Origin of the sequence: Bacillus sp. NPDC094106 (assembly GCF_044764345.1) — a bacterium.
In the GTDB taxonomy this organism is placed as follows: Bacteria; Bacillota; Bacilli; order Bacillales; family Bacillaceae_G; genus Bacillus_A.
The window spans coordinates 1-24865 of sequence record NZ_JBIWHY010000015.1 but is presented as its reverse complement, the minus strand read 5'-3'; the positions used below and the strand labels follow the sequence as shown (position 1 = coordinate 24865).

The following is a 24865-nucleotide window of genomic DNA, read 5'->3' as shown; positions in this document are numbered from 1 at the left end:
CAAGATACTACTTAAAACCCTTAACAACATTATATTTTTGTTTAATGTCGGACATTGTAAGGGATAAATTATAAAGGATAGATGAGCAGTATAAAATATGCTCTATCTATCCTTTTTTGTACTATAAATGGCCTCAGTTACTACAACAATATTTTTAGCACCTTATTAAACTTAATTTTTTGGGGATTTTTCAAAATAGAAACCTGTCCCATTTGCTTGTGGAACAAACCCTTCTTGAGCTGAACTATTTTCCACCATATCTTGCTCTTCTGCTGTTATAACAGTGGTAACATCTTTCCTTTCTGCTACTGTACTTTCTCTTTGAACTTGTTCCTCTTTAGTAACAAGTTTGTATTGATCTCCATTAGTCTGTGCAACTACCTTTGTACTTTGAAAGTCTTTTGCAAATCCGATTGATAATGCTAAAGCACCTGAAAAAATAATAGATAATACTAATTTTCCTTTCATAAATAAACCCCCTAAATTTTTGGCAAATTTCTCCATGTTATTACTGTAAATATAATACCATAAATAACTTGGTTAATCTTGTTCAACTAAACTGCCCACTAGTTTAGTAAGAAATAGGGGATATTCAAACTTATCATTTTTATATTCTTTATTAAGTTTAGTAATTTCAATGAATATACTTCAACTATACTAGGGTACAGATATTTTTGAAGGAGAAACCTTTATTAATATGATACGAATAACAGTTGTTGTTGGAATTGCAAACAAGCCTGGTTATTAGGATATTAATTTGTTAGAATATTATTGTGTTAAAGATAGAATTTCATATTGTTAATTATTTATTTATTCAGTGAATAGAAACAATATTGCGGGAGAAAAGATAGTTATTTAGTAGATACTACATTGGATGCAAAATAAATGGGATATGAAAAGGAGTTGAACACCGTGATTTATGATAAAGCAAAGTATCATTATAATGGCGATTTTCCAGAGGACTTGCCAATTGAACAAGCATATGTACATACTGGTATGTTTCTTGGGTGGATAATTGAAAATAATTTATATAGTAAAGCATTTGAAGAAAAGTCTCAAGATGACATTAATAAGTTTAAGCTTAGACAAATCACTGGTACGCAAATCTATATGAAGTGGGGGGGTGTGTTTGCAGACGACATGTTAAATGATGAGGGTAATCAATTTGCAATGTATTACTTTAATAATGATAATGGCTGGGAATATCTAAATGATTATAGGGATGTTTTTATATTTGAGGGCGAAACACTTTATCATGTACAAGATACTTGGGAAAACTATTTTGAATTAAAAATAGAGGTTGATTATAGCTATTTGAATTGGAAAAACAACATACAGAAACGGTAATTCATTGAACAAGCGAGTCGTTTGAAGAAGGGGATTTCTGTTGGAGTACTGTTAAATTATTGTGTTAATAGAAAAATAGGTACATATGAGATTGGAAGTATAATGTATTCTGAGTTAATTATGAATAAAATAAAAGATTAAATTTTAAAATAGGTTCTTTTTTACTAGGGGAATATTTAATTTCACGCACCGCACTTAATGACAATAAAATAAAAAACAAAATGAATCGTCTACATTGCATGATTCGTATTGTTTTAGAGGAATTCATACAAAAACTCCGAAAAATATAGTATTGCAACTAATAAGAATAAAGTTAGTACCACGTCTTTACTATTAATAGATTGTAAAAGAAAGGAGCGGAATATGCATAAACTGCAGACAAATAAAGGCGCTGGATATATGATGATTTTATTTATTTTTTTATTTCTCATCATGATATTACGCTTTTTTTATATTCAGGCAGTAGGAGTTGTGCATGATGTTAATGTAAAGGATTTTGCGAATGAACAACATAATAAAAATGGTGTTTTAGAAGCTAATCGTGGTACGATCTATGACCAAAACGGAAAAGTGTTAGTTCAAGATTCAACAACATATCGTATCGTTGTAAATTTAAAAGGAAAAAATAAAGTTAAAAATAAAGAAGAAACTGCTCAAAGTTTAGCAGATGTACTTGAAATGGATAAAGATGAAGTCATTAAGTATTTTCACGAAGGGCCTACGCAAGTTGAAATTGGGAAAGTTGGAAGGAATTTATCTAGAGAAACAAAGGACAAAATTAAAGATTTAAAGATACCAGGTGTATCTTTTATAACGGAAAAAGCTAGAGTATATCCTAATGAAGATTTCGCATCGTATATACTCGGATTTGCAAGACCAGATGATAAGGGGAATGCTGAAGGTAAGTTTGGTCTCGAAAAAAGTCTCGACAAGTATTTACGTGCTACGAATGGCAGTGTTTCATATGTAGGATCACGAAAAGGGATTCCGCTTACAAATAATATAGAACAGGTGGAACCCGCTCGAAATGGAAATAACGTGTATCTTACGTTAGATAAACAAATTCAAAGTTTTTTAGAAGAAGCAATGAATACTGCAACAAAGCATTATGATCCTTCTATGCTAGTAGGTATTATCGCAAATCCGAAAACGGGAGAAATTTTAGCGATGTCCAGTAAACCTAGTTATAATCCGAATAAAGGAGATATTGAATACTTCTTAAATGATCCGATTGCAAATGCATATGAACCTGGATCTACAATGAAAATTTTCACATTAGCTGCCGCGATTAATGAAGGGGTTTATGATGGTAATCAATATTATCAATCTGGGAAATATGAGGTAGGCTCAGCAGAAATTAAAGACCATAATAGTGGTTATGGGTGGGGGTCTATTACATTTGATGAAGGTTTTGAACGATCGTCAAATGTTGCTTTTTCTATTTTAGAAGATCAATTACTAAAGCCAAATAACTTCAAGAAATACATAAATAAATTTGGTTTTAATCAAAAAACAGGGATAGACTTACCTGGAGAAAGCAAGAATAAACTATTACTAGATACACAAATTCAACAAGTTACAACTGCTTTTGGACAAGGATCCACTGTTACTCCTATTCAATTAATACAAGCTGCTACTGCGATAGCTAACGATGGGGAAATGATGAAGCCTTATATTATCGATAAAATTGTAAATCCAATAGACAATCAAGTGATTATGGAAAATCAACCTAAAGAAATTGGAAATCCAGTTACAAAAGAAACCGCGGAGAAAGTAAGAAGCTTAATGGAACGTGTTATCACTTCATCAAAAGGTACCGGAACGATGTATAAAGTGGACGGTTATCCGATTGGTGGTAAAACAGGAACCGCACAAATTCCGAATCCTGAAAATGGGCGGTATATGGAAGGGAAAGAAAATTATATTTTTTCATTTTTAGGAATGGCTCCAATTGATGATCCACAATTAGTAATATATTTAGCTATTAAACAACCTAAATTAAAAGGTAATGAATATGGCGCTCAACCCCTCGCAGAAATTTTTAAACCAGTTATTAAAAATAGCTTAGAATACTTAAAAGTGAAACCATATACAGAAAAGCAAATAGCAGATGCTACAAAGCAATCTGAAGTGAAAATACAAAATTATGTAAATCAACCGATGGATACAGCAAAAAACATGACAGAAAAAGCGAAACTCCATCCGATAGTATTAGGAGAAGGAGAAATAATAAAACAATATCCAGAGGCTGGTGATGTAACTAGTAAAGGAGACCGTATTTTTCTAGTAGGTAGTAACGTGAAGATGCCTAACCTTAAAGGCTGGGCAATGCGTGATGTTATGTATTTATCTGAAATATTGAAGTTAGATTTAAAAACGACGGGTACGGGATATGTAACTAGCCAAAGTATAGAAAAAGGACAAGATTTACAAGAAGGGGACACCATAAAGATAGAGTTAGAACCTCCATTAGAACCGTTAATGGAAGCACAAACAAACTCAAACAGAAACCCGTAAAGGGCCTATAGAAACAGGCTCTATTTTTTTGCGGAATATTCAATTTCACGCACCGCATCTTATATGAAAAATCAAACCAAAAACAGTATCTACATATTTTTACTTGTCAGTTGCTAAAAAACAATTTCTTTCATACATTTAAATTAGAACAATCATTCAATTCTGAAAATTAAAAGATGAAGGAGTAAATTTTGAATAAAAGACGATATGATGGTGAGTTAGCTAAACAAATCATAGCTGAAAAAGCTACAGAATTATTTTCTTTAAAAGGATATACAAAAACCTCAATTGAAGACATCGCAAAAGCTTCTGGCTACAGCAAAGGACATATTTATTATCATTATAAAAATAAAGAAAGTTTATTTGTCCATTTAGCAAAAAAAAGCATGCAACAATGGCATGAGAAGTGGAAAATAACAGAAAAAAATTACCTCAATGCCTCCAAAAAATTATATGGGATGGCCCAGCATGTGCTACACAACTATAAAACGCCTTTATTGAGGGCAGGACAAGAACTTGCGGCTGATCCAAATACAAATCCCTCTATCGTTCAGCAACTATACGGTTTAGCTGTTGTCCCTTTAACTGCATATCAACAAATTTTAGAAGAAGGCTTAAAAAGTGGTGAATTTTCAATAGAAAACGTTGAAAACTCAAGCTTTTTATTAGGATCATGGTTGGGTGGATTATGTCAATTTATCCACACAGTGGAAACAAAAAAATTAGAACGATTATTTGAAGAAGCTATTATGATTTTCTTACTATCTATCTCAAAAGAAAGTGTCTAATACTCTTTTGTTTTTTATTTCATTTACATGTGGAAAAGGAGGCATGTGAAATGCAAATAGGATTATATGGAGATAGCTTAACAGAAGGTAGACCAGGTGTTTCATTTTATAACATATTAAGTGGGCAATTTCCAAATGATACGCTATACAATTTAGGGAAACCTGGTGAAACAGTTATAAGCTTAACAAATCGAATTAGCAATCAAAAACAAAATGATGTTTTTGATATTTCTTTCTTATGGATTGGTGTAAATGATATTTACGCAAAACTTTTAAAGGTAAAAGCAAATCCTATCGCATCAAATCAAAAAGAATTTCAAGAGCGTTATAAAATACTGCTCGAGAAAATTCTCAAGCAATCAAAAAGAGTCATTGTAGTATCCCCTACTATAATTGGAGAAAACATAAATAATGAGTGGAATAAGAAAATATATAAATTTAGAACAGTTATTTCTGCATTATCACAACAATATGAAAATGTAGTATATCTTAATTTATATAAAGAGTTTAGTTCAATCCTCAAAAATTATGATACCTCTGAATATATAACAACAAATCCACTAAGAGTAATGTGGGAAGCTTTATTCTTGAAAAACCAAGAAAAAATTGATCGTATATCACAAAAACGCGGCCTATATTTGACTTTAGACGGAGTACATTTAAATAGCAAAGGAGCGAAATTAGTTGCCGACCACTATGCCAAAATCATTCGTATGACAAAGAATTGAGTGTTTTATATTATGCAAATTAGAACGATTGTTCAATTTCTTAGATTCATCCGTACACACCATGTATTTTCAAAAACAGGGGGTTTCAAGATGTCTAAGCAAAAAGTTGCAATTGTTACTAGTGGATATATTTCTTACAATTTTTCCATTTCTCCATAAAAAATTAATGCGTGTCGTTTGTCGGATTAGCCGCAAAGCAAAAATGAATTCGGAACATACTATCTGATTATTCTTTTTATTCATTTGCAACAAGGAATCCTTGTGATAATATGGATAAAATTACATGCGATGAAGAGAAGAATAAATAAAACGAATTTTTCACAGAGAGCTCCGTATTGGAATCTGTTTAAATTTGACCGTTTGTAATAAAGTTGCACCGTTTTGAAAAAAGATGAACTGAAATCCTCACTTAATACAGAAGGGATTTCAGTTTTTCTTATTGTGCTAACGGTCAGTTTAATTCAAGAAGGAGATATCCGAAAATTAAGGGTGAATAGAAGACATGAACAAAAAAGAGATTATTAAATATTTAAATCAATCAATAATATAGGTTTGAAAATTTTGAAGAGTATTTTTTAGCAATGATTAAAATTATAATATTTTTCTTTTTCATTTACCATATTTTTACTACTATAATTATCTTATACTAATACTATAAGTCTCTTTTGGGGAGAGAGAAACTATGAGTAATTCTGTTAGTGATAAAACTTTACAAAGATTAGCAAATGATAGCTATATAGATAGCTATGAAATTGGAGTAAACATTGGGGATCATAAAGAGGTTTGGAAACGTATTACAATACCTGATGCTGTATTACATAATAAAAATAATAGTTTGGATGCAACTGTTTATAAAAATGAAGCAACTAAACAAGTTGTCATTGCTTTTCGGGGTTCGAAAGAAGGTCCGGATTTTTATGATGCGGATACCTTTGATGTTATGGGGAGTCGACTTAGAAAAAATCAAGATAATTTAGAGAAATTGAATGCTCTTGATACTTCATCACTCCCTTTAACCACGCAGTTTAACTTTGCGATGGCTAAGGAAAGGGCACAAAAGGTAGTTGCTGAAAGTCAATTTACTAATGCTGATGTTTTAGTAAAAGAAGTGAAAAATTATATGGCCAATCCTAAAAATGGCTTAAAGGGGTATCAACTTACATTAACTGGTCATTCAAGAGGGGCTATATTTAGTATGAGAAAGAAGGGTGTTAACTGTTCATATATTACATTTTATTTAAGGGGGATAAAGATGGACATTTTTATTAGAAAACTAGAAATAGAGGATTTGAATGCAATTCCTGAAATTGATGATAGTTTTACGGTTGATTCTAAGTTAGTTCTTTCATTAGCAGCGATGAATCAACGAATAGAATACATAGTGAAAGAAATACAGAGCTATGAGAAAAATTATTCAGAAGGTATATATAATGAAGATCAAGAGGGTGATCTAGATTATAATGAATATATTAATAATCCAAATAAAATAATTTTTTTGGCGTTTATGAATCAACGCATGATTGGAATGATTATATTAAAAAGGAACTGGAACAGTTTTGCCTACGTGGAAGATATAAAAGTGGATAAGCAGTTTAGACAACTTGGAGTTGGTAGAAAATTAATTGAGCAGGCAAAGCATTGGGCGCAAGCTTGTGAAATGCCAGGAATTATGCTGGAGACACAGAGCAATAACGTTAGAGCCTGCAAATTTTATGAGAGTTGTGGATTTGTTATAGGAGGCTTTGATTTTCTTGTATATAAAGGCATGAATGAGCAAAGTGATGAAGTTGCAATATATTGGTATTTAAGATTTTAATGCTTTCTTTTTAGTATAAAAGAAGCGCGGCAGAATCTATATTACGCGAAAAAGAGTGCCTTCAAAAGATGTGAAGGTACTCTTTTTCGCGTAATCAATATTATGAGTAGTTATCGTGTTAAACTGAAATTTTTCTAAATGTACAAGGAATATGTCAGTTCACTGTATGTGTAAATTTCATCATCAGTAAATCCAAAACCTGTGTAGAATTTTTGACCTGAATCGTTTTCAGGATGTACGGTTAAACGAATACAAACAAAACCTATGATTAGGGCTATGCAAATAAAGGATGTTGAAGTTCTTGAAGAATTAGCTAGTAGAAGATAAATTGAAATGAAGGGGGACTTGTTTTGGATAAAAAAAGTGTAAACAAAGCAATAAGGAATGCAATTAAACTTGGTGATATTCATGAAGTCAAACAATTAATAGGTAATGAAAAAGAAATTTTGAACACAATGACTTCATTTGGTACATGGTTACATGTAGCAGCAAAGAAAGGACATCTTGAAATAGTTAAGTATCTCATTGAAAAAGGGATAGATATGGATGCTAGAGGTGGTACATTCGATGCTTCTGCGTTAAATGTGGCAGCAGGAGCGGGACATTTAGAGATAGTAAAATATCTAGTAGAGGCTGGCGCAGAAATAGATGTGAGCTTAGCAAAAAGAAACCCATTATTTGGAGCGATTTATGGTGGGCATAAAGAAGTAGCTGAGTTTCTAGTTGAAAAAGGAATAGATATTTCAATACGATATACGGGTGAAAGTATTCAGAATATGGATGCTTATGAATATGCTAGAGAATTTGGACAAACAGAAATTGCTGAATATCTAAAGGGAAAGTTAGAAAAAGGTCGTACAGATTATTAATTCTTAGTTGGAGCTTATGCCATTAGGAAGATGCTCTTAATAACAATTAATTGAGCGAGAGAATATATAGAAAGGAGAATAATAGATGAGTAAAATAGCAATTAAAATAATTCCTAATGCTCCATTTCATACATATATAGCATCTTTAAGAAAATATACGAGTTTAGCAATTATAGAAATCAAAAATAAAATTGAAAACAAAGATTTTATTGCGGAAACTGATGCGAATGATCTGGATGATATGGAGAAGTTAAAAGAATTAGTTGATAATGTATTGGGGTTAGGTGGAGAAATAAAAATATTTGAAAGTGATGGACATGGCAAGGCGGGTGATTATCAAAAAATTTCTCACCAAGAATTTATTGATAGTATTGAACAATTAAAAGAAATTATGAAAGAATTACAAGATTACGATGATGCTTTGGCTGACGAGGTTTAATTTGAGGAGGTAAAATGCTATAGAGTGATTTTACTTCTGAAGCTAAACACAACAGATTAGTTTTTTAAGAAATATCAATCTCTAGACCATATCTTCAATGATTGTTTCAAAATAAATATAAAACTTATAGAAACGTATGTTCGTATAAGAGCTGATATGATATACTAATAATGTAAATATATTCCGTATTCTTGTATCTGAAATTTCAGATATGTGAGAGAATGGGTATTATCATATGTATATGATCCAACGATGAGTTTATAAAAGAACTAGGGAGGCGTAGAAGATGGCAGTCAGTACATATCAGTTGTTTCAACACCTTAATATGACAGGGACACAAGAAGAATTAGCAATGCGTTACTTGCAGACGAGAGATGAAGAAGTTTTAAAACTTATAGAACAAACGACCATTCGCGAAAATAAGCGAAGTGATTTTGCTTGGCGGTTCATGAATGATTTTAGGAAGACGTATAAGCAAGATCCAGTTTTTTTTCGGTTATTTTATCATTTACTTGAGGATCAATTGCTGAATGTTCTTCTTGTACGTTTTACACATTTGAGTTTCATAGATATAAAGGCTTATTTTGAGAAAAGCGGTCTTTCATTTGATAAGCTTGTAGGATTAGCCTGCAAGTGTTTAACGGGTCTATCGCGCTCTGTAAATGAAGCAGATGTTTTTCTGAAACAATGGGTTCAAGAAAATCCGCAGTATATAGAAGAACAGTTACAAGTTACAACAGGTCAGCAAAGGTTACTTTTGCTTCTAGTTATGCTAGATGCAGATTATGAGAGATTTCTTCCTTATCGTTCTTTACTGGAAGAAGAATTGCAAGAGCATGCGGAGTATATATTGAGGCTAAGCGGTGCAGAAGACAAGCTTGAAGCAGCTCAAAGGTACGTTCGAGGCGAATCTGTTAGTAAGGTGTTTGCCGGATCATCTTTACCTGACTTTACTTGGCAGCAAATTTTTCGTATATATCCGCATTCGGATGTTGCAAGAAGATATATGGAATTATTAGTGAAATGCTCTGTTAAAAAATTTATGAATTATGCAATTTCTCATGTCAGCCATACTCTTGAACAGTCTGGAAACTACAGAAAAACAAAGAGTTTTGATACACAAGTGTATGAAACAACCCGAAATTTGTGCGAGCAATTCGGTATTTCGGAAGAAAGATTTTTCGCATATCGCCTAACGCAGCATCATTTAGACTTTATTGATTTTGATCGAATATACGAATACAAATTATTGCTATGTATGGTGGAAGAGCAACCGGAATTTGTTAAGCGTACGTTGCAATATTTAAGTCAAAGTCAATACCTTTTTGTGTCAATGCTTTTGGCGGAAAAAGGGTGCGAGTTACATAGAAACAAAGTACGTGAAGAGTTTTTAACGGTTGTCCTTCAAACGAAATCATCTGACATACGTAGTACATATCGTGACTATTTATTAGGTAATTTATCATTTGAGGATATGAAGCAACAGTTCGAAAGTTCGAAGTATAGAAATAATTACTGGAGAATGCCTGTTTTAGAAATTGCGCTTCTTTGGGATATAGAGGAAGCGGCAAAGAGAGAAGCAGCTCTTACACTTCAACTCGGGAAAACCTATAACTATAGTTTATACGAACTTCTGCAGCGGTATGCTGACATGAAAAACTCGCCGGAACAAATATTGGAGGATCTTCTTTCCTATGGTTTATCGAAAGAGAAGCTCATTACCTATTCTGTTGAACAAGCTTCCGAGCGTAATGAAAAAGGAAGTAGAGCAAGAGAAGTGCTCATTCGTTTGTTTGTAAAAGAACGGACATATGTGACAGAGAAATTTCCTGAGTATTCTGTAGATGAAAGGATTTTTATTTTGGATGAGTTGGCAAAGGATAACGCAGCTCAGACGCGTGATCTTCTCATTCAAAGCCTTGGAGATTCCTCTAAAAGGGTACGTACTGCTGCAGTTGCACTTCTTACAAAAGATGCGGAAGCTGCAGAGGATGTGGCAAAGGAATTGAGTAATAGAAAGAAAGTTGTGCGCGAAAATGTGATGCAAACACTTTTATACTATAAATCTGAAAAATATACACAGCTTGTGCAAGAAGCTTTGCAAGAAAAGAAAAACGATTCCTTGATGGAGAAGTTTGCTCCATTGCTTGGCGACGGGGACTTAGAAGGAGCATCAGGAAGTATAGAAGCTCTTTGCATGCGTATTTTAACACCGCAAAAAAGGAATGCGCTTGTGCAGTGGCTCGGATTTGAACCGCAAATTCGTCTTCGCGATTCCGATACAATTGCAGATGCAATGATTCCTCTTGCATATTTTCAGCAGTATATATCAGATTCTGTAATTGAGAAAAAAGAAGCGGCGGAAGCAATAGGCGCTGCTCTTAACGAACAAGATATGAAGGAAAATATACAAGCGATATATCAGCTATGGATTTCTCAAGGAGCGGAGTCGAAGAAACGCGGTATTCTTTCGCTGTACGGCATTTACAGTGATGATGAAATGGCGCTGCAGCTCAAAAAGCAGATTGATGAATGGGCACTTGGTATGCGCGGAGCTATTGCTGCAGCAGCTGTTCAGGCGCTAGCGTTGTCCCAATCACATATTGGGCTAATGTCTATCCATGCGATGGCATTTAAGTATAAACATAAGCAAGTGCGTAATGCTGCGAAAGAAGCGCTGAGTCTTGCTGCTAAAACGCGTGGTATAACAGAAGAAGAATTAGAAGATCAGCTTGTCCCAGACCTTGGTTTTAATAAACGCGGTGAAAAGACAATTGATTACGGAAGCAGAACATTTACTGCTTATTTAACTCCAAACTTGAAAATTGAGTTGAAGACAGAAGAAGGAAAACGAATTAAGTCACTTCCGAAACCAAATGCAAAAGATGATGCGGAAAAAGCAGAAGAGGCTAAGGCGGAGTTAACCTCTATAAAGAAGCAGCTCCGAAGTATGATTACGATGCAAACGCAGCGTCTGGAAACAGCGCTTTCTCTTAATCGCTATTGGTCACAAAATACATGGAAGTCTCTGTTTGTGGAAAATCCAATTATGCAGCAATTTGCTATCTCACTTATTTGGGGTGAATATAAGGAAGGAAAGTTACTTGCGATGTTCCGTTATATGGAGGATGGCACGTTCAATACGATTGAAGAAGAAGAGCATGAACTTACGCCAGATACCGTTATTGGCTTAATTCATCCGCTGGAATTGTCTGAAGAGGAACGGGAGTTATGGAAGGAACAGCTAGATGATTATGAGGTTACTCAGCCATTTCCGCAAATTGACCGTGAAGTATTTCAGGTGAAGGAAGATGAGGAAGTTACTGTAGAAAGATTTGCTGGTATTCAAATCAATGGTCGTTCGCTGTTTGGTAAGATGGCGAAGTACGGATGGAGCCGTGGATCGGTTCAAGATGCCGGTGTATATTATACATTCTATAAAGAAGATACTCGCGCCGGATTAGGGGCGGAGCTTGCGTTTGAAGGTGCACCGGTCGGGTATGAAGGCGAGGAAGATGTGTGCGTATTTGAAATTCAATTTTATAAAGCAGGCACGGTGAGCCGCGGTTCATATGACTACGACGAAATTGATCATGAGAGACGCGTTTTACCAAAACAAGTATCGGAACGCTTTTTCAGTGAAATTTTATATGATATAAAACGGGCAACAGAATCGAACCTTGGCCGTGATGAAAACTGGCGCAGTAAGCGATAAGAAAGGAACTGACATATGCAGTCTATTAAACCATTAATGGAAGAATTATATGAAATAGAATTGAATGCGTTAGAAGCGAATGATTCGTTTCCTAAACCACCTAACTGGCGATTGTCACCGCGTGCCGTTCGTACGTTTATTATCGGACAAGAAGAACCGCTTCTTTGGGAAGGAAAAGAAGTAGAAATTAGTCGTAAGTTTTATGGTAATGATGCACTTGTGGAACGAGCGATTGTCACATTAGCAGGAAACCGCGGACTTATGCTAATTGGAGAGCCAGGAACAGCAAAAACGATGCTAAGCGAGCTGCTTTCTGCTGCGATATGTAGAAATAGCCGCAACACTGTGCAAGGAACAGCTGCTACGATGGAAGATACAATTAAGTACTCGTGGAACTATGCGCTTCTTCTTGCGAAAGGACCTGTAAGAGAGGCACTTGTGCCAGGGCCACTTTTCATTGGGATGGAACAAGGGATATTAACTAGATTTGAAGAGTTGACGCGCTGCCCGCAGGAGGTGCAGGATTCGTTAATTAGTGTTTTGAGTGATAAAGTGCTAAATATTCCAGAGTTTGGGGAGCAAGGAATTCTTACGGCAAAGCCTGGGTTCAATATTATTGCGACGGCTAACACGCGCGATCGCGGTGTGAATGAAATGAGTAGTGCATTGAAGCGTCGTTTTAATTTTGAAACGGTGCATCCGATTAAGGATGTAAAGCTTGAAGCAAAAATAATAGAGTCACAAGTAACGCGGTTATTAGGAGCATCAGGCATCACACCAGAAGTGGATGAGACGGTTGTTCAGCTGTTGGCGACTGTTTTTCATGAACTTAGGGAAGGTGTAACCGCTGAAGGAAAACGAATTGATCAGCCGTCTTCTGTTATGAGTACTGCAGAAGCAGTATCTGTATATTATCAAAGTGCAATGGATGCGTACTATTATGGAAGCGGACAAGTGAAAATGGATGCGCTTGTTCGGTATTTATCGGGGACGATTGCGAAAGAAAACAAGGATGATTTAGAAAAGCTGCGCAGTTACTTTACAAGCATCGTCAGGGCGCGAGGTCAAGTAGGAGGAGAGGTATGGAAGTCGTTTTTCGAAGCTCGCAATCAGCTGAAGTAAATGCACTGTTTCAAAGAGCTTACAATTTAAGTAACAACGTCGTATACGTGCCGATTCGCCATCATAGCCCTGCGTGCTCTTTTCATGTACAAAAGATAGTTGAATTATATAAACCGGATGCGATTCTTATAGAAGGACCGATAGATTGTAATACTCTTATTCCACATATCGTGAGCGCAGAGAGTGAGGCTCCGATTTGTATATATTGCAGTTATGATGATAAAACGGATCTGCTTGAAAGAGAAGAGGGTGGAAAGTACCGAGCGTACTATCCCTTTCTCGACTATTCACCAGAACTTGTCGCGCTGCGGGAAGGAGCTGCGTGCAATATTCCAGTTTCATTTATTGATCTTCCTTATAAAGAATATTTGTTTGTAACGAAAAACGAGGAAGAGCGTGAAAAGCATGACGAACAATATTTTCGGCATAGTCAATATGTCCGCATGCTTTCAGAAAAAACGGGGTGCCGAAGCTTTCATGAATTTTGGGAGAAATACTTTGAATTGCAAGGTTTTCATATGACAAGTGAGGAGTTTGTCCGTCAGCTTTTTCATTATTGTTATTATACGCGCGCGGACTATACGCAGGAGATGTTGATAGAAGACGGATGCGAAGCCAGGGAGATACACATGGCAAAGGAAATTGAAAAAGCGCGTAAAGTGTATGACAAGGTGCTCGTTATTACCGGAGGCTTTCATGTGAAAGGGCTTCTTGAATTGGAAGGGAAAAAGAAAAAACTGTCCAAAAGTCCATTGTCTAAAGTATATGCAAAAAATTATCTTATGCCGTACTCCTTTATGGAAAGTGATCAGACGCGTGGTTATGAGAGTGGTATGCCTGCACCCACCTTTTATCAATATGTTTGGGAGAATAGGGATGAAGCGACAGCTGAGCAATTTATGATACGGGTTGCTAGACAGTTAAAGGCAGAAGGGATATCAATGGCCGATGAGATTGAGGCTGCGCGAATGATACGTGAACTTGCGCTGCTTCGAGGGAAGATGCAGCCTGGATTGTATGAGCTGCTGGATGCAGTGCGTAGTGCATTTGTGAAAGGTGAGATATCTGCAGCAAATAAGCCTATGATACTGCTTCAGAAGAGTTTGCAAGGGACGAAGCGTGGTAAATTGTCAAAAGAAGCGGATGTGCCGCCGCTGGTGCATGATTTTCGTGCTTCTGTTCGTTCGTTTCGTTTGCCGGCCCGTTCTACTATACCACATGAGACGATTCTTGACATATACAAGAACGAACGACACCAGCGTTTAAGCCAATTCTTTCATTGCCTCGCTTTTTTAGAAGTCCCGTTTTGCGAGAAGCTGCGCGGTCCAAATCTTGCTAGAAAGCAGAATATCAATCTTATGCGAGAAACTTGGAAATATCGTTTCTCAGCGCAGGTGGAAAGTGCTCTCATTGATTTATCTGTGTATGGCGGAACGGTGAGAGAAGCCGCGCAAGAAGTGCTAAGAGCAAAGCTGTATAAGGCGAAAGGGCGTGCTGGAGAGGTGGCTCTTTTGTTGATGGAAGCATACTTAAGCGGGTTGTTTTCCGATTTTGCCATGTACATCCCTTTCATAGATGAGGCAATACAAGAGGATGGGGACTTCGTGTCTTTGGCAGATTGCGCTTACTATTTATCACAAATAGAGAAAGCAAATCGGCAGGCGGATAGTGCCCGATGCAAAGCCCTTTCGTTATTTTCTGTTTTAGATGGAGGCGAACCAGCAATTATTGCGGAAAAGCTTATCGATTTGTATACCCTGCAGCCTGCAGACCAGCAATTTATTGAGGCGTTGGAGCTTTATTTGCAAAAGGAAAAACGAGAAAGCCAAGTAGAAGGGGCAGTATTTGGACTGTTAACTTCTTTAGGAAAACGGAAAATGGGTGAAGTAATTCAAGTGGCAGAAGGATATTTTTATGGAAGTGGTGAGATGCAAAAGCAAGCTCCGATATTTTTGAATGGATTGCTTGCTGGGGCAAAAGATATCTTCTTATATAACGAATCGCTGCTTGGCGGGATGTCTCATGTCCTAGAAGAACTTGATGAAGAGACATTTTTGCAAGTGTTACCGCATTTGCGCCTTTTGTTCAGTCAATTCACGCCGCTTGAGGTTGATACGATTGCTAAGCAGGTTGCTCGATTATATGGCGCCACAGAAGAAGTGATAAAAGAAGAACCAATTTCAGAAGATGTGCTGACGTATGCAATGCAGTTAGATCGGAAGGCACGAGAGATTTTAATTAGACGGAGGCTAGAAGATGGAGAATAACATTTCTTTAAATCGCTGGCGTCTTGTTCTTGGAAAATATGCGGATGACCAAATCACATTTCAGGAAGAAAACCCTGTGTACAGGGAAATGGATGAGGTGCTGGAGTTTTTGTACGAACGGGAACGTGGGGAGGAACGCGGCGGGTCGTTGGATCCTTCGCAGCTAACAGTGCCCACTTGGGTTTCGAAAGTGAGGGAGTTATTTCCGAAAGAAACCATTGAAATTATGGAAAATCATGCGCTAGAAAAGTATGAATTAACGGCTCTATTGCAAGATAAGAAAACGCTTCAAAAAATGGAACCGAATATGAATTTATTAAAATGTATTTTACAATTTAAAGATTATATGAATCCAGATGTATTGGACACGGCTAAGCGTATTGTAGCGAAAGTAGCTGAGGAGTTGCGTCGTAATTTAGAGCAAGAAGTGAAGCACGCTTTAAGCGGTAGACCCGATCGTAATCGTTCTAGCCGCGTGCGCACGATGCGCAACTTTGATTTTAAGAAAACGATTCGGAAGAACTTGAAGCATTTTGACAAGGAAACGAACACCATTCATATTGAAAAAACGTATTTTTATGCTGCGACGAAGCACGTTAGCCCATGGCGTGTGATTCTCGCAGTAGACGAGAGTGGTAGTATGATTGATTCTGTTATTCATAGTGCGGTTATGGCTGGCATTTTCGCAAGCTTACCGACGATTAAGACGGATTTGTTCATCTTTGATACATCCGTTGTCGATTTAACAGACCGTATTGACGATCCGGTGGAAACGCTTATGAGTGTACAGCTTGGGGGAGGAACATATATTGCTCAGGCGCTTCGCTACGCAACGAATAAAATAGAGATGCCACATAAAACAATTGTCGTGCTTGTAACGGATTTATATGAAGGTGGCAGTTATGCTGAAATGTACCGAGAAGCGATGAAGATTGTAGAATCAGGGGCAAAGCTGATTGTACTTACTTCCCTTGATCCGACTGCACAGCCTTTTTATGATAAACAGGCAGCTAAAAAAATGGCGGTGCTCGGTGCTCATGTAGCAGCGCTAACACCAGGGAGGTTGGCACAGTGGATCGCAACAATCATTTCTTAAATGTACTTTCCTCTATTGATGAAACATACTTAATCGCCATGTCCAACAAAGGAACATATAAGAGAGCAATGAAGGATTTGGCTGCTGTATCAAATGTCAAAATGGACGTAGAAGAGGATGCAGCGCAAATACAGTTTGATGATGGAATTACTGTAACATTTACGGGTGATATACGCAGTTACTCTTGTATTTGTGATGCCCGCTCTATTTGCAAGCATGTCATTATGGCACTGCTGGAAGCTAAGAAGATGTATGTAGGAGAAGAGAAAACGAAGGTTGATTTCTCTTCTCTATTGAATGTGGACGTACGCAGCATTGTTTCCGAAAAAATGTGGGCTGAAATTATGTTCCGCGAAACATTTCAGCCGAAGTTCGTTTTGGAAGAAGAGGCAGCTTTAATTGCGTCCTTCCCAGAAGAGAATATAATCGTTCGCTTTCTAACAGCTGAATCGGTAGAGGATGCAATCTGTACATGTAAAGCAGAGGGAATATGCCGTCATAAGGCGGAAGCGGTATATTGGTATCAAAAAGAGAAAGGAATCTCGCATGAAACGAAACAGATGCATCCTCTTATCATTGCGCCGGATAAGCTATCTATTTTCAAAGAGATGATCGAGCAAATTGTTCACTTTGGATTAACACGCCTTACCAAAAACACAATCTATGAAATAGAACAACTTTCTGTAAAAGCTCGTTCTTTGAAATTAGCAAAGTTAGAAAATTTATTTCGTAAGCTCGGGACCGATATTGGGCTATACCGGATGAAACATGCGTCCTTTCAAATGGCATCCTATCGGCAAACGCTGTCCGCGATTTATGAACACATTTTGTTGTTAGAGCGCCATCGTCTGCAAGAGAGTCCGTTTCGTTCGGAATATTATGAGGTTCCACCGCTTACTTTGCATGCTTTCGGTGCATCCGGCTGGAAAACGAAGTCTGGTTATGTTGGTGTGACGTATTATTTCTATAATCGAGAACAGGAAAAGTGGATAACATACACGCAGTCGCGTCCGATGTTCTATGAAGGGAGCAGCACAACTCCTGAAGAACTCCATGAAAGGCAAGTTCCATGGGGAATTGCAGGGAAAGGATACGAACTCTCTCGTTCATCTTTCCGATTGAAGCATGCAAAACTTAACGCCGATTTTCAATTGTCATCTAGCTCACAGACAGTAGGAGAAGTGGAAGGAAAAACAAATGTGGCAGAGTGGCAATCTCTCTTTTTAACTTCATGGGAAGAACTACTAAAGAAAGTAAAAGAGCACAGGTTAGAGGCAAATAAACAAGGAGTCTTTTGTATCGAAGTTGCTGAAATAGAAAAATGGAAATTTCAGAAACAGGAACAAAAATGGATCATACCTCTTATCGATAAGAATGGGAAAACATTGCAAATGCAAATGATGAAACGACCAGAAAATGAGCGGATGATTCGACTTGTAAAAACAAATATGGACTTGTTGCATGTAAAGCGAATGCTAGTCCATTCTTATCAGGAAGGAACAAAGCTCGTTGTTACACCTGTCATTTTATATACAGAAGCAGGAGAGATTATAAATATTACACTCAATGAAGGAGAAACGTTCTATGATCGAGTTAATGCGCATAATCGATGAATTGGAACAAGTTCTAGATGAGATGCTTGTCTCAGGAGCAGGGGCCGTACCTCTTTCTTTTTTTCATGATATAAAGCGAGAATGCGAAAAGTATGGTCTTTCTTATGCTGCCGCGCAGCTACTTGTCATAGAGGAAGAACGAAACAAGGACCGCTTTCTTCATAAAGAAGAAACAAGCAAACTGACAGAAGCATTTTGTAAGTTGCAGGAATATATTCAAGTTGTAAAGGCTGAAATGCTGCATTTATGATTCAGCCGAGAACATTCGTGATTTCAATCATGAGATGAATCAGTTTCGGACAAGGCGTGTCTTTTGACACGTCAATTGTTCGATATATGCAAAATTTGTAATTAGAAAACACGGGTATTTGGTACAAATATTTATTCAAATACGCTAGCAATTACGATATTAAGGAGTTTGAAAGTGAAAATAAATAATAGTGAGTATGGTGGTTTTGTTGTTTCAAAAAATATTCTTGCTGGAAAACCAGTTAGATATTCATTTAGAGAAGAAAGTTCTATCTCGCAATTCAATGGCTGGAATTTGTATTCTATAGATGATACTGATGAATATGTGAATCATGTGGATAATTTCATCATTTTAAACGCGGAATCTATTTTTAAAATCGCCCCTGTAATGTTTGAGATTTTTGAAGCTCCTTATGGAACGGATCTGTGCTGGTTGTATGAAGAAGGAGTTCATAGAGGCTTTTATGATTTAGTCGCTGATAAAGAAGTGACAATTGATGAAGTTATAAAACAAAATTAGCTTTTTCATGTAGTACTATTTTATAAGTTCTTCAGCAGATGACAATAAGAGAAGCCCCTTCCAAGCCCCTTATAAGCCCATACCAAGTAATAAATCATTAAATAAACAAAAGAAAAAACAACTACAAGAACAACTACAGGAACAACTACAAAAAAATAAAAAAGTAACATTCTAGTACTAGTAAAAAATATAAAATAAATTCACCAAATTCCTGCCTGCAATCCTATATATATGAAGGAGTAAGTAATTCTATAATTACCACTAAAAGAGCGGGAGGAAGAAACATGGGAGTATACCGGAGTGTACAGGTGAATTTTTGGCAAGATGAGTTTGTATTAGATTTAACGCCAGAGGAGCGATATTTTTATATGTATTTACTGACATGTTCGAAAACGAGACAATGCGGGATTTATCCACTTCCGTTACGCTTGGTAGAGATGGAAACGGGGTATAATCGTGAGACTGCTGAGAAGTTGTTGCAGCGGTTTATTGCGTATGGAAAGATATTATATGATGTGAAAACGAAGGAGTTATATGTTCTAAATTGGTTACGTTATAACCCTGTTACGAATACGAACATAGAAAAGTGTGTGTTACGTGAGTTAAAGACTGTGAAAAATAAAGAGTTTGTACATATGTTTCTTCAAAGATGCCTCGAGGAAGAGTTGAATATTCCGTTATTGCTAGAGCATTTCGGAATGCCGGTTGAAGCATCTGATGTGATTTCGCAAGAAGTTGTTCAAGATTGTGAAGCAAATGAGGAAGTAGTTGAAGTAAAAAAAGTAGAGGAAGTGAATCCAGGTAGTAGTGTATTCACGTTTTATGAACAAAACTTTGGTAGTTTGTCGTCTTATGCAGCGGAGGAATTAAGTGAATGGATGGCAGAATTGTCAGAGGAGCTTGTATTGAAGGCACTTCAGATTTCCTATGAAAATAATAAGCGGACGCTTGCTTATGTGAAGGGGATTTTACGAGATTGGCATGGGAAGGGATATACGAGTCTCAGTGAAATAGAGAAAGCGGCAGCGAAATTTCGGAAGAAGGAACCGTCTGTTGTTTATGAAACGGAGAAGTTTTTGGAGGAATGTGAAGAGTGGAAGAAGAATGTACCGTCTGAGGAAGAATTACAGAAGTTCTTGCAGGAGAAGGGATGGAAGCCATGAGTATTTAACATACATAGGTAGAACAAGTGGTATCCAGGATCTTTACTTGTTAATGATGAACCATGCTTGACCAGTACGAAAAATAGAGGAAGATATGCGGTAGCTAGAGGAGCTAATTTTACTCAACCAGTTTATTTGCATGTTAGATTAACGCGGAAATGGATGAAGAAAAGAAGACGCCCAATTATATTATGTGTAAAGAGTTTTAATTTATATTGAAATTTAAATGAAGCATGAGGTGAATGAATTGTTTACAAAAGATACATACATTAGCTCGGTAAAAGAAAATCTTGAAACAAATTCAGAAAGGTTGATTCATAATATAAGAGAAATTCTTAAATTTAATTATTATAGTAAAATAGAGTTAGTAGATTTTATGATTTTTATCGGATCATTCGATCTTTCTATCATGATGTTTTCTATGAATAGAGAAGCAAATGAAGTTTTTTATGAAGGAAATGATAGTAGTATTTTTGCAGGAAGTCATGAATTACTCGAACGTATATCATATTATAACCTTTCTTATGATAAATCAGACGAGTTCTGGGGATTTTATGAGGAAAACGATGAGATCATATCGGAAGATGAGGAAAAAATCATTGTGGAATGGTTTGTTGATTGTTGGAATAAAGCAAACGGAGGAAATATAAAATTACCTGCCTATTGTGGTTTCCACGATGCTAATAAATCGTTTGATTTACAGAAAAATAAATGGATTTCTGATGAGGAAATGTGGTGTGATTAATACGCAAAAGATAACAGCTTGTTTTTTAGAGTATCATAGAATCAAGAAAAATGATTATTGCTGAAAGAGGATATGTCTAATCGACTTATGCCAATGATACACAATCAAAAAGAGATGGTGAAAAAAAGTTTGCCAAGGAGTGGGAATGCGTTGGAGATTGAAATGATTCATGAAAAATTATCATTAGAAGAGTTAGAAGCTTTTGAGGAAAAACATCAGCTGCGATTTCCGAAGTATTATAGAGAGTTTTTATTGAAATACAATGGTGGCTATCCAAAGGCAAGTATGTATAAAATCTCTGATGATGCAGGAGAAAGTGTATTAAATATTTTCTATGGAATTGGGGGTATGTATGATAATTTGGATAAAATAATAGATTTTTTTGATGATCTTTTAGATATGGGATTTATACCAATTGCAGATGATCCCGGTGGTAATCAAATATGTTTGGGCATCAATGAAGAATATTGTGAAAAAATATTTCATTGGGCTCATGATGAAGAGCACGACGGCATGAAAAATATGTATTTTTTTAACAAATAATATAAATGAATTTCTTGATCATTTATATGAGGAGTAAAGTTAAGCAGTCTTCTAAGTTTGTTAAAAGTATTATCTATTCATCTATATAGACCTTAGGGGGAAAATAAAAATTCATGTGTATAAAGGGGAATTCAAAGAATGATTCATTATGGAGAGCTATATTATGACCATTATAGTAAATACTTAGGTGAGCCAATCGACCGGGAAGTGTTCAAAAATGATGAGGACATGCCGAGTATACAAATTTTGAAATATGAAAATGTATTTGAAGAATGCCTTGTTTTTAATACACTTGGAGTGAGTAAATATGAAGAAATAGTAGGAGCTAATGTTGAAGTTTCCATGGTAGTTGATGGAGCATTTCGGAGTACGGGGTATATTCTTGCAAATGCTTTATTTTATTGTATAAGTAATGGAATCGAAATAGGAAGAGGAACAGCAATTAGTGGCATTGAAAGTATCGATAAGTCTTTTGTTCAAAAATACAATAAAAGTGCAGTTTACTTTACGGAACCATTTGCTTTCCCGGAAGAATATGGTCATGTACTTACTGGAAATACAGAAAAAGATGGTAAAGTTTTGCTGGCCTTTTTTATTTCAGAATCGGAATATGGATATTTTATAAAATGCGGAACAGAGAAATTTGAGGAATTATTAGAAGAGAATCATGTGGATCCTTTCCATATCTAAACCTAATTCATAGTCAAACATGGAACTGTAAAATAACTTTTTTGTACCTTCTCCTTTTTCTAACATTGTTAAATAATACTCAATAATTTTTTCATCATACCTGGTAGCTAATTCTGGTCCATCCATAAAAAACGCTCCTTTTGAAAACTGTTTTGTTATTAGATATAATCTACCACATTATATTTTAATATTCCAAAATAAACCATTCACAAAAGGTACACCTTTACAGATAGATAAAAAACTATAAAAAACCACGTTTATAAATGTTTATTTCTTATTTTACAGACATCTGTTTATTTCATATACCTTTACAGACATAATTGGTATAATTACCAGTGGGGTGTAGCATATGAAACATAAAAAATTTGGATATGTCCGAGTTTCCAGTAAAGATCAAAAAGAAGAACGACAAATTCAGAATATGAAAGATTTAGGAATAGAAGATCGAGATATTTTCATTGATAAAGAATCTGGAAAAAATACGGAACGAGAGAATTACCAAATGCTAAAGCGTCTTGTTCGTACAGGAGATACGATTGTGTTTGACTCCCTAACAAGGCTTGGGAGAAATATGAACGATACATTAGAAGAATTTAGATACTATGAAAAACATAGGATAAATTTACAATTTATAAAGGAACCCTATATTAACATCCATTACACTGGTGAAAATACAAATGATGTTATTCAGAGCGCAATTCAAAAAGCAACTCTTACAATATTATCAGCATTTGCAGAAAAAGAGCGCATTGATATTAAGCAACGCCAAGCTGAGGGAATTGCTCTTGCCAGGAAGCAAGGTAATCGTTTAGGACGTCCGCCTGTCGAAATAACAGAAGAATTTATTGATGCTTACAAGGAATGGAAATCTGGTTCAATTACAGCCGTAGGAGCTATGAAAAAGTATGGCATCAAACGTTCCTCATTTTATAAACTTGCCAAACAGTATGAGGAAAATTAAATTGTACATGTTTTGACATATTCATTTTAAAATGTGGATGGGACCCCTTTTAACAAAACCGGAGTGGAAATGATGAGTATAAATAGTTTTGTGGGATTGATAAAGGACGAATTATTAAAAGAGGTAAGCATAAGAAGTGAGGATGAATTCGAGCCTGTAGTAGTTAAAGATATTCCTAGACTTTGGAAGTGTTTAGGGACAGGTAATTATGCCGCAGTATTTATGCACAAAGAATACAAAGATTGTGTAGTGAAAGTTTACGTGCGAGAAGGAGAAGGAATTGAAAAAGAGTCAGAAGTATACCGAAGAATCGGAAATCATCCTTCTTATTCGAAGCTTATATATAAAGGAGAAAATTTCATAGTATTGAAACGTTTAAAAGAAATTACCTTATACGATGCTATTCATAAGGGGATTAAAATTCCTAAGCAGGTAATCCTTGATATCAATGAAGCTTTAGAGTATGCAAGGGAACAAGGATTAACTCCTTGTGATGTTCACGGGAAAAATGTGATGATGGAAAACGGAAGGGGATATGTAGTCGATGTATCTGATTTCTTAAAAACAAAAGAAGATAGTAAGTGGAGAGACCTAGAAAAGGCATATTTTACATTTTACTTGCCTTTCATTTATAAATTGCCTTTCCCTGTTAAAATACCATATTTCATGTTAAACATTGTTAGACGTTCATATAGAAAATATAAGAAGCTTAAAAAGAAATTCAAATTGTAAAAGGACCACATACTTATCTTTAGGTTAGATAAGTGAACCACTAGTAAACAAAAGGACCGTACATTTTAGATATGTCTAATATGTACGGTCCTAATTTTATAACTTCATGAAGTAATCAGTAAGCTTTTCATTTTCTTTTTCACGCAATTGCTTATTTTCTTCTTCAAGGGGTACCGTCACACATCCATCAAGCTAAGATTTTGAAGTACCCCTAAAAAATTTTTTCTCTCACCAAAGTTGTCTATGAGAATCCAGTGTATTTTTTTCGTTTTGGAGAACAATGAGTTTCTCAACTTGATGGCGATGTCCTTTTACCCCTACTTACATTATTTTTAAATTTTCGCACCATAGCCAGGTGAAAGGAACTCGTACGGGTGTCTTTTTTAAATTTAAGATTTATCGAAAAATTGGCAAGAAAACTCCATCTTCAAAACGTGCAGGGCATAGCCCAGTTTAAGGTGGAGATGAATTGTCAGCGAATTTGTAAAAATATTTTTGTAGTGCATCGAATATATGTTCCTTTTGGCTGTTTTGTAGTATCATGAAGAAAAGAAGGTGGTGAACAGGATGACAAAAGAAAAAGAATATGCAACCTATCAAATTTGGATTAAGAAAGGGCATAGATTGTACGCCTACTTCATGGAAATGTGTCAAAATGCAAAAAATCTCTACAATACAACAAACTTTTACATTCGCCAAGTGTATACGGCTTTGCGTACAGAGAAACCATTACAGCCACCTCAACAAGAAGTTCTCCATACACTACAAACGTATATTGAAATTATGAATGAAAATCAACTTCGTGCGTATCAAAAACGTGTACAAAAGCAGAAAGAAAAGCCGGCAGAAGTGAAGTGCACCCCGATTGTTAGACACAGTCTAACAATCGGAGGTGCACTTTTTAATGGCTAAACTTTCTTCAAAAGAAAAAATACGAGCGATAAG

Annotated in this window: 21 protein-coding genes and 2 pseudogenes; 21 read left to right on the top strand and 2 right to left on the bottom strand. The window is 35.9% G+C overall.

Annotated elements, in window-relative coordinates; translation table 11 throughout:
• Positions 1 to 171 precede the first annotated feature (171 nt).
• On the bottom strand, positions 172 to 468 hold the full coding sequence (locus ACIQ7L_RS20175) for a hypothetical protein (RefSeq protein ID WP_400571203.1): 297 nt from the start codon (positions 466 to 468) through the stop codon (positions 172 to 174).
• Between the two features lie 444 nt (positions 469 to 912).
• On the opposite strand from ACIQ7L_RS20175, the gene ACIQ7L_RS20170 reads away from it, so the two are divergent.
• The 18 genes and pseudogenes from ACIQ7L_RS20170 to ACIQ7L_RS20085 all read left to right on the top strand — a co-directional run bounded on the left by ACIQ7L_RS20170 (position 913) and on the right by ACIQ7L_RS20085 (position 22227).
• Positions 913 to 1347: a DUF7832 domain-containing protein gene (locus tag ACIQ7L_RS20170; protein ID WP_400571202.1), complete on the top strand. Its 435-nt coding sequence runs from the start codon at positions 913 to 915 to the stop codon at positions 1345 to 1347.
• Between the two features lie 363 nt (positions 1348 to 1710).
• On the top strand, positions 1711 to 3864 hold the full coding sequence (locus ACIQ7L_RS20165; RefSeq protein WP_400571201.1) for a penicillin-binding transpeptidase domain-containing protein: 2154 nt from the start codon (positions 1711 to 1713) through the stop codon (positions 3862 to 3864).
• 191 nt (positions 3865 to 4055) lie between these two features.
• The gene (locus tag ACIQ7L_RS20160; protein ID WP_400571200.1) at positions 4056 to 4652 is read left to right on the top strand and encodes a TetR/AcrR family transcriptional regulator; all 597 of its coding nucleotides are present in this window, start codon (positions 4056 to 4058) and stop codon (positions 4650 to 4652) included.
• 50 nt (positions 4653 to 4702) lie between these two features.
• Positions 4703 to 5380, top strand: coding sequence for an SGNH/GDSL hydrolase family protein (locus tag ACIQ7L_RS20155; protein ID WP_400571199.1), 678 nt, complete (start codon positions 4703 to 4705; stop codon positions 5378 to 5380).
• 1252 nt (positions 5381 to 6632) lie between these two features.
• Positions 6633 to 7196, top strand: coding sequence for a GNAT family N-acetyltransferase (locus ACIQ7L_RS20150; RefSeq protein ID WP_400571308.1), 564 nt, complete (start codon positions 6633 to 6635; stop codon positions 7194 to 7196).
• Positions 7197 to 7546: 350 nt separating this feature from the next.
• A complete protein-coding gene (locus tag ACIQ7L_RS20145; RefSeq protein ID WP_400571198.1) occupies positions 7547 to 8065 on the top strand; it encodes an ankyrin repeat domain-containing protein in 519 nt (172 codons plus the stop codon).
• An 85-nt stretch (positions 8066 to 8150) separates the two neighbouring features.
• Positions 8151 to 8504, top strand: coding sequence for a hypothetical protein (locus ACIQ7L_RS20140; protein WP_400571197.1), 354 nt, complete (start codon positions 8151 to 8153; stop codon positions 8502 to 8504).
• Positions 8505 to 8790: 286 nt separating this feature from the next.
• Positions 8791 to 12219: a DUF4132 domain-containing protein gene (locus tag ACIQ7L_RS20135; RefSeq protein ID WP_400571196.1), complete on the top strand. Its 3429-nt coding sequence runs from the start codon at positions 8791 to 8793 to the stop codon at positions 12217 to 12219.
• A gap of 15 nt (positions 12220 to 12234) precedes the next feature.
• A complete protein-coding gene (locus ACIQ7L_RS20130; RefSeq protein ID WP_400571195.1) occupies positions 12235 to 13341 on the top strand; it encodes an ATP-binding protein in 1107 nt (368 codons plus the stop codon).
• Positions 13302 to 15608: a DUF5682 family protein gene (locus ACIQ7L_RS20125; protein ID WP_400571194.1), complete on the top strand. Its 2307-nt coding sequence runs from the start codon at positions 13302 to 13304 to the stop codon at positions 15606 to 15608. The genes ACIQ7L_RS20130 and ACIQ7L_RS20125 overlap by 40 nt, the downstream gene beginning before the upstream one ends.
• The gene (locus ACIQ7L_RS20120; RefSeq protein WP_400571193.1) at positions 15598 to 16704 is read left to right on the top strand and encodes a VWA domain-containing protein; all 1107 of its coding nucleotides are present in this window, start codon (positions 15598 to 15600) and stop codon (positions 16702 to 16704) included. Before ACIQ7L_RS20125 ends, ACIQ7L_RS20120 begins: the two co-directional genes overlap by 11 nt.
• The gene (locus ACIQ7L_RS20115; protein ID WP_400571192.1) at positions 16680 to 18317 is read left to right on the top strand and encodes a hypothetical protein; all 1638 of its coding nucleotides are present in this window, start codon (positions 16680 to 16682) and stop codon (positions 18315 to 18317) included. Before ACIQ7L_RS20120 ends, ACIQ7L_RS20115 begins: the two co-directional genes overlap by 25 nt.
• Positions 18289 to 18567 carry a hypothetical protein gene (locus tag ACIQ7L_RS20110; protein WP_400571191.1) on the top strand — a complete coding sequence of 93 codons (279 nt, stop codon included), beginning with the start codon at positions 18289 to 18291 and terminating at the stop codon, positions 18565 to 18567. The genes ACIQ7L_RS20115 and ACIQ7L_RS20110 overlap by 29 nt, the downstream gene beginning before the upstream one ends.
• A 174-nt stretch (positions 18568 to 18741) precedes the next feature.
• Complete coding sequence (locus ACIQ7L_RS20105) at positions 18742 to 19086, top strand: DUF2185 domain-containing protein (protein ID WP_400571190.1); 345 nt, start codon at positions 18742 to 18744, stop codon at positions 19084 to 19086.
• A 284-nt stretch (positions 19087 to 19370) separates the two neighbouring features.
• Complete coding sequence (locus tag ACIQ7L_RS20100) at positions 19371 to 20249, top strand: DnaD domain-containing protein (protein WP_400571189.1); 879 nt, start codon at positions 19371 to 19373, stop codon at positions 20247 to 20249.
• Positions 20250 to 20475: 226 nt separating this feature from the next.
• Positions 20476 to 20994: a hypothetical protein gene (locus tag ACIQ7L_RS20095; protein ID WP_400571188.1), complete on the top strand. Its 519-nt coding sequence runs from the start codon at positions 20476 to 20478 to the stop codon at positions 20992 to 20994.
• A 150-nt stretch (positions 20995 to 21144) separates the two neighbouring features.
• Positions 21145 to 21574: pseudogene (locus ACIQ7L_RS20090) on the top strand (SMI1/KNR4 family protein).
• Positions 21575 to 21675: 101 nt separating this feature from the next.
• On the top strand, positions 21676 to 22227 hold the full coding sequence (locus ACIQ7L_RS20085; RefSeq protein WP_400571187.1) for a suppressor of fused domain protein: 552 nt from the start codon (positions 21676 to 21678) through the stop codon (positions 22225 to 22227).
• Here ACIQ7L_RS20085 and ACIQ7L_RS20080 read toward each other — a convergent pair.
• Positions 22192 to 22353 (bottom strand): hypothetical protein, encoded by a 162-nt coding sequence (locus ACIQ7L_RS20080; RefSeq protein WP_400571186.1) that lies wholly within the window; start codon positions 22351 to 22353, stop codon positions 22192 to 22194. The genes ACIQ7L_RS20085 and ACIQ7L_RS20080 overlap by 36 nt on opposite strands.
• 223 nt (positions 22354 to 22576) lie before the next feature.
• Between ACIQ7L_RS20080 and ACIQ7L_RS20075 the strand changes: the two genes are divergently transcribed.
• From ACIQ7L_RS20075 to ACIQ7L_RS20065, 3 genes and pseudogenes are all read left to right on the top strand, one after another.
• Complete coding sequence (locus ACIQ7L_RS20075) at positions 22577 to 23188, top strand: recombinase family protein (RefSeq protein WP_400571185.1); 612 nt, start codon at positions 22577 to 22579, stop codon at positions 23186 to 23188.
• 72 nt (positions 23189 to 23260) lie between these two features.
• Positions 23261 to 23920, top strand: coding sequence for a protein kinase family protein (locus ACIQ7L_RS20070; protein ID WP_400571184.1), 660 nt, complete (start codon positions 23261 to 23263; stop codon positions 23918 to 23920).
• A gap of 567 nt (positions 23921 to 24487) precedes the next feature.
• Positions 24488 to 24769 (top strand): annotated as a pseudogene (locus ACIQ7L_RS20065) (RNA-guided endonuclease InsQ/TnpB family protein); the annotation flags it as partial.
• Positions 24770 to 24865 lie beyond the last annotated feature (96 nt).

Excerpts from the sequence above, each read along its gene's own strand:
- ACIQ7L_RS20095 (WP_400571188.1), top strand. The coding sequence starts at position 20,476 with ATGAAGCATGAGGTGAATGAATTGTTTACAAAAGATACATACATTAGC.
- ACIQ7L_RS20075 (WP_400571185.1), top strand. The coding sequence starts at position 22,577 with ATGAAACATAAAAAATTTGGATATGTCCGAGTTTCCAGTAAAGATCAA.
- ACIQ7L_RS20085 (WP_400571187.1), top strand. The coding sequence starts at position 21,676 with ATGATTCATTATGGAGAGCTATATTATGACCATTATAGTAAATACTTA.
- ACIQ7L_RS20125 (WP_400571194.1), top strand. The coding sequence starts at position 13,302 with ATGGAAGTCGTTTTTCGAAGCTCGCAATCAGCTGAAGTAAATGCACTG.
- ACIQ7L_RS20080 (WP_400571186.1), bottom strand. The coding sequence starts at position 22,353 with ATGGATGGACCAGAATTAGCTACCAGGTATGATGAAAAAATTATTGAG.
- ACIQ7L_RS20175 (WP_400571203.1), bottom strand. The coding sequence starts at position 468 with ATGAAAGGAAAATTAGTATTATCTATTATTTTTTCAGGTGCTTTAGCA.
- ACIQ7L_RS20120 (WP_400571193.1), top strand. The coding sequence starts at position 15,598 with ATGGAGAATAACATTTCTTTAAATCGCTGGCGTCTTGTTCTTGGAAAA.
- ACIQ7L_RS20155 (WP_400571199.1), top strand. The coding sequence starts at position 4,703 with ATGCAAATAGGATTATATGGAGATAGCTTAACAGAAGGTAGACCAGGT.
- ACIQ7L_RS20135 (WP_400571196.1), top strand. The coding sequence starts at position 8,791 with ATGGCAGTCAGTACATATCAGTTGTTTCAACACCTTAATATGACAGGG.
- ACIQ7L_RS20100 (WP_400571189.1), top strand. The coding sequence starts at position 19,371 with ATGGGAGTATACCGGAGTGTACAGGTGAATTTTTGGCAAGATGAGTTT.
- ACIQ7L_RS20070 (WP_400571184.1), top strand. The coding sequence starts at position 23,261 with ATGAGTATAAATAGTTTTGTGGGATTGATAAAGGACGAATTATTAAAA.
- ACIQ7L_RS20165 (WP_400571201.1), top strand. The coding sequence starts at position 1,711 with ATGCATAAACTGCAGACAAATAAAGGCGCTGGATATATGATGATTTTA.
- ACIQ7L_RS20150 (WP_400571308.1), top strand. The coding sequence starts at position 6,633 with ATGGACATTTTTATTAGAAAACTAGAAATAGAGGATTTGAATGCAATT.
- ACIQ7L_RS20130 (WP_400571195.1), top strand. The coding sequence starts at position 12,235 with ATGCAGTCTATTAAACCATTAATGGAAGAATTATATGAAATAGAATTG.
- ACIQ7L_RS20140 (WP_400571197.1), top strand. The coding sequence starts at position 8,151 with ATGAGTAAAATAGCAATTAAAATAATTCCTAATGCTCCATTTCATACA.
- ACIQ7L_RS20110 (WP_400571191.1), top strand. The coding sequence starts at position 18,289 with ATGATCGAGTTAATGCGCATAATCGATGAATTGGAACAAGTTCTAGAT.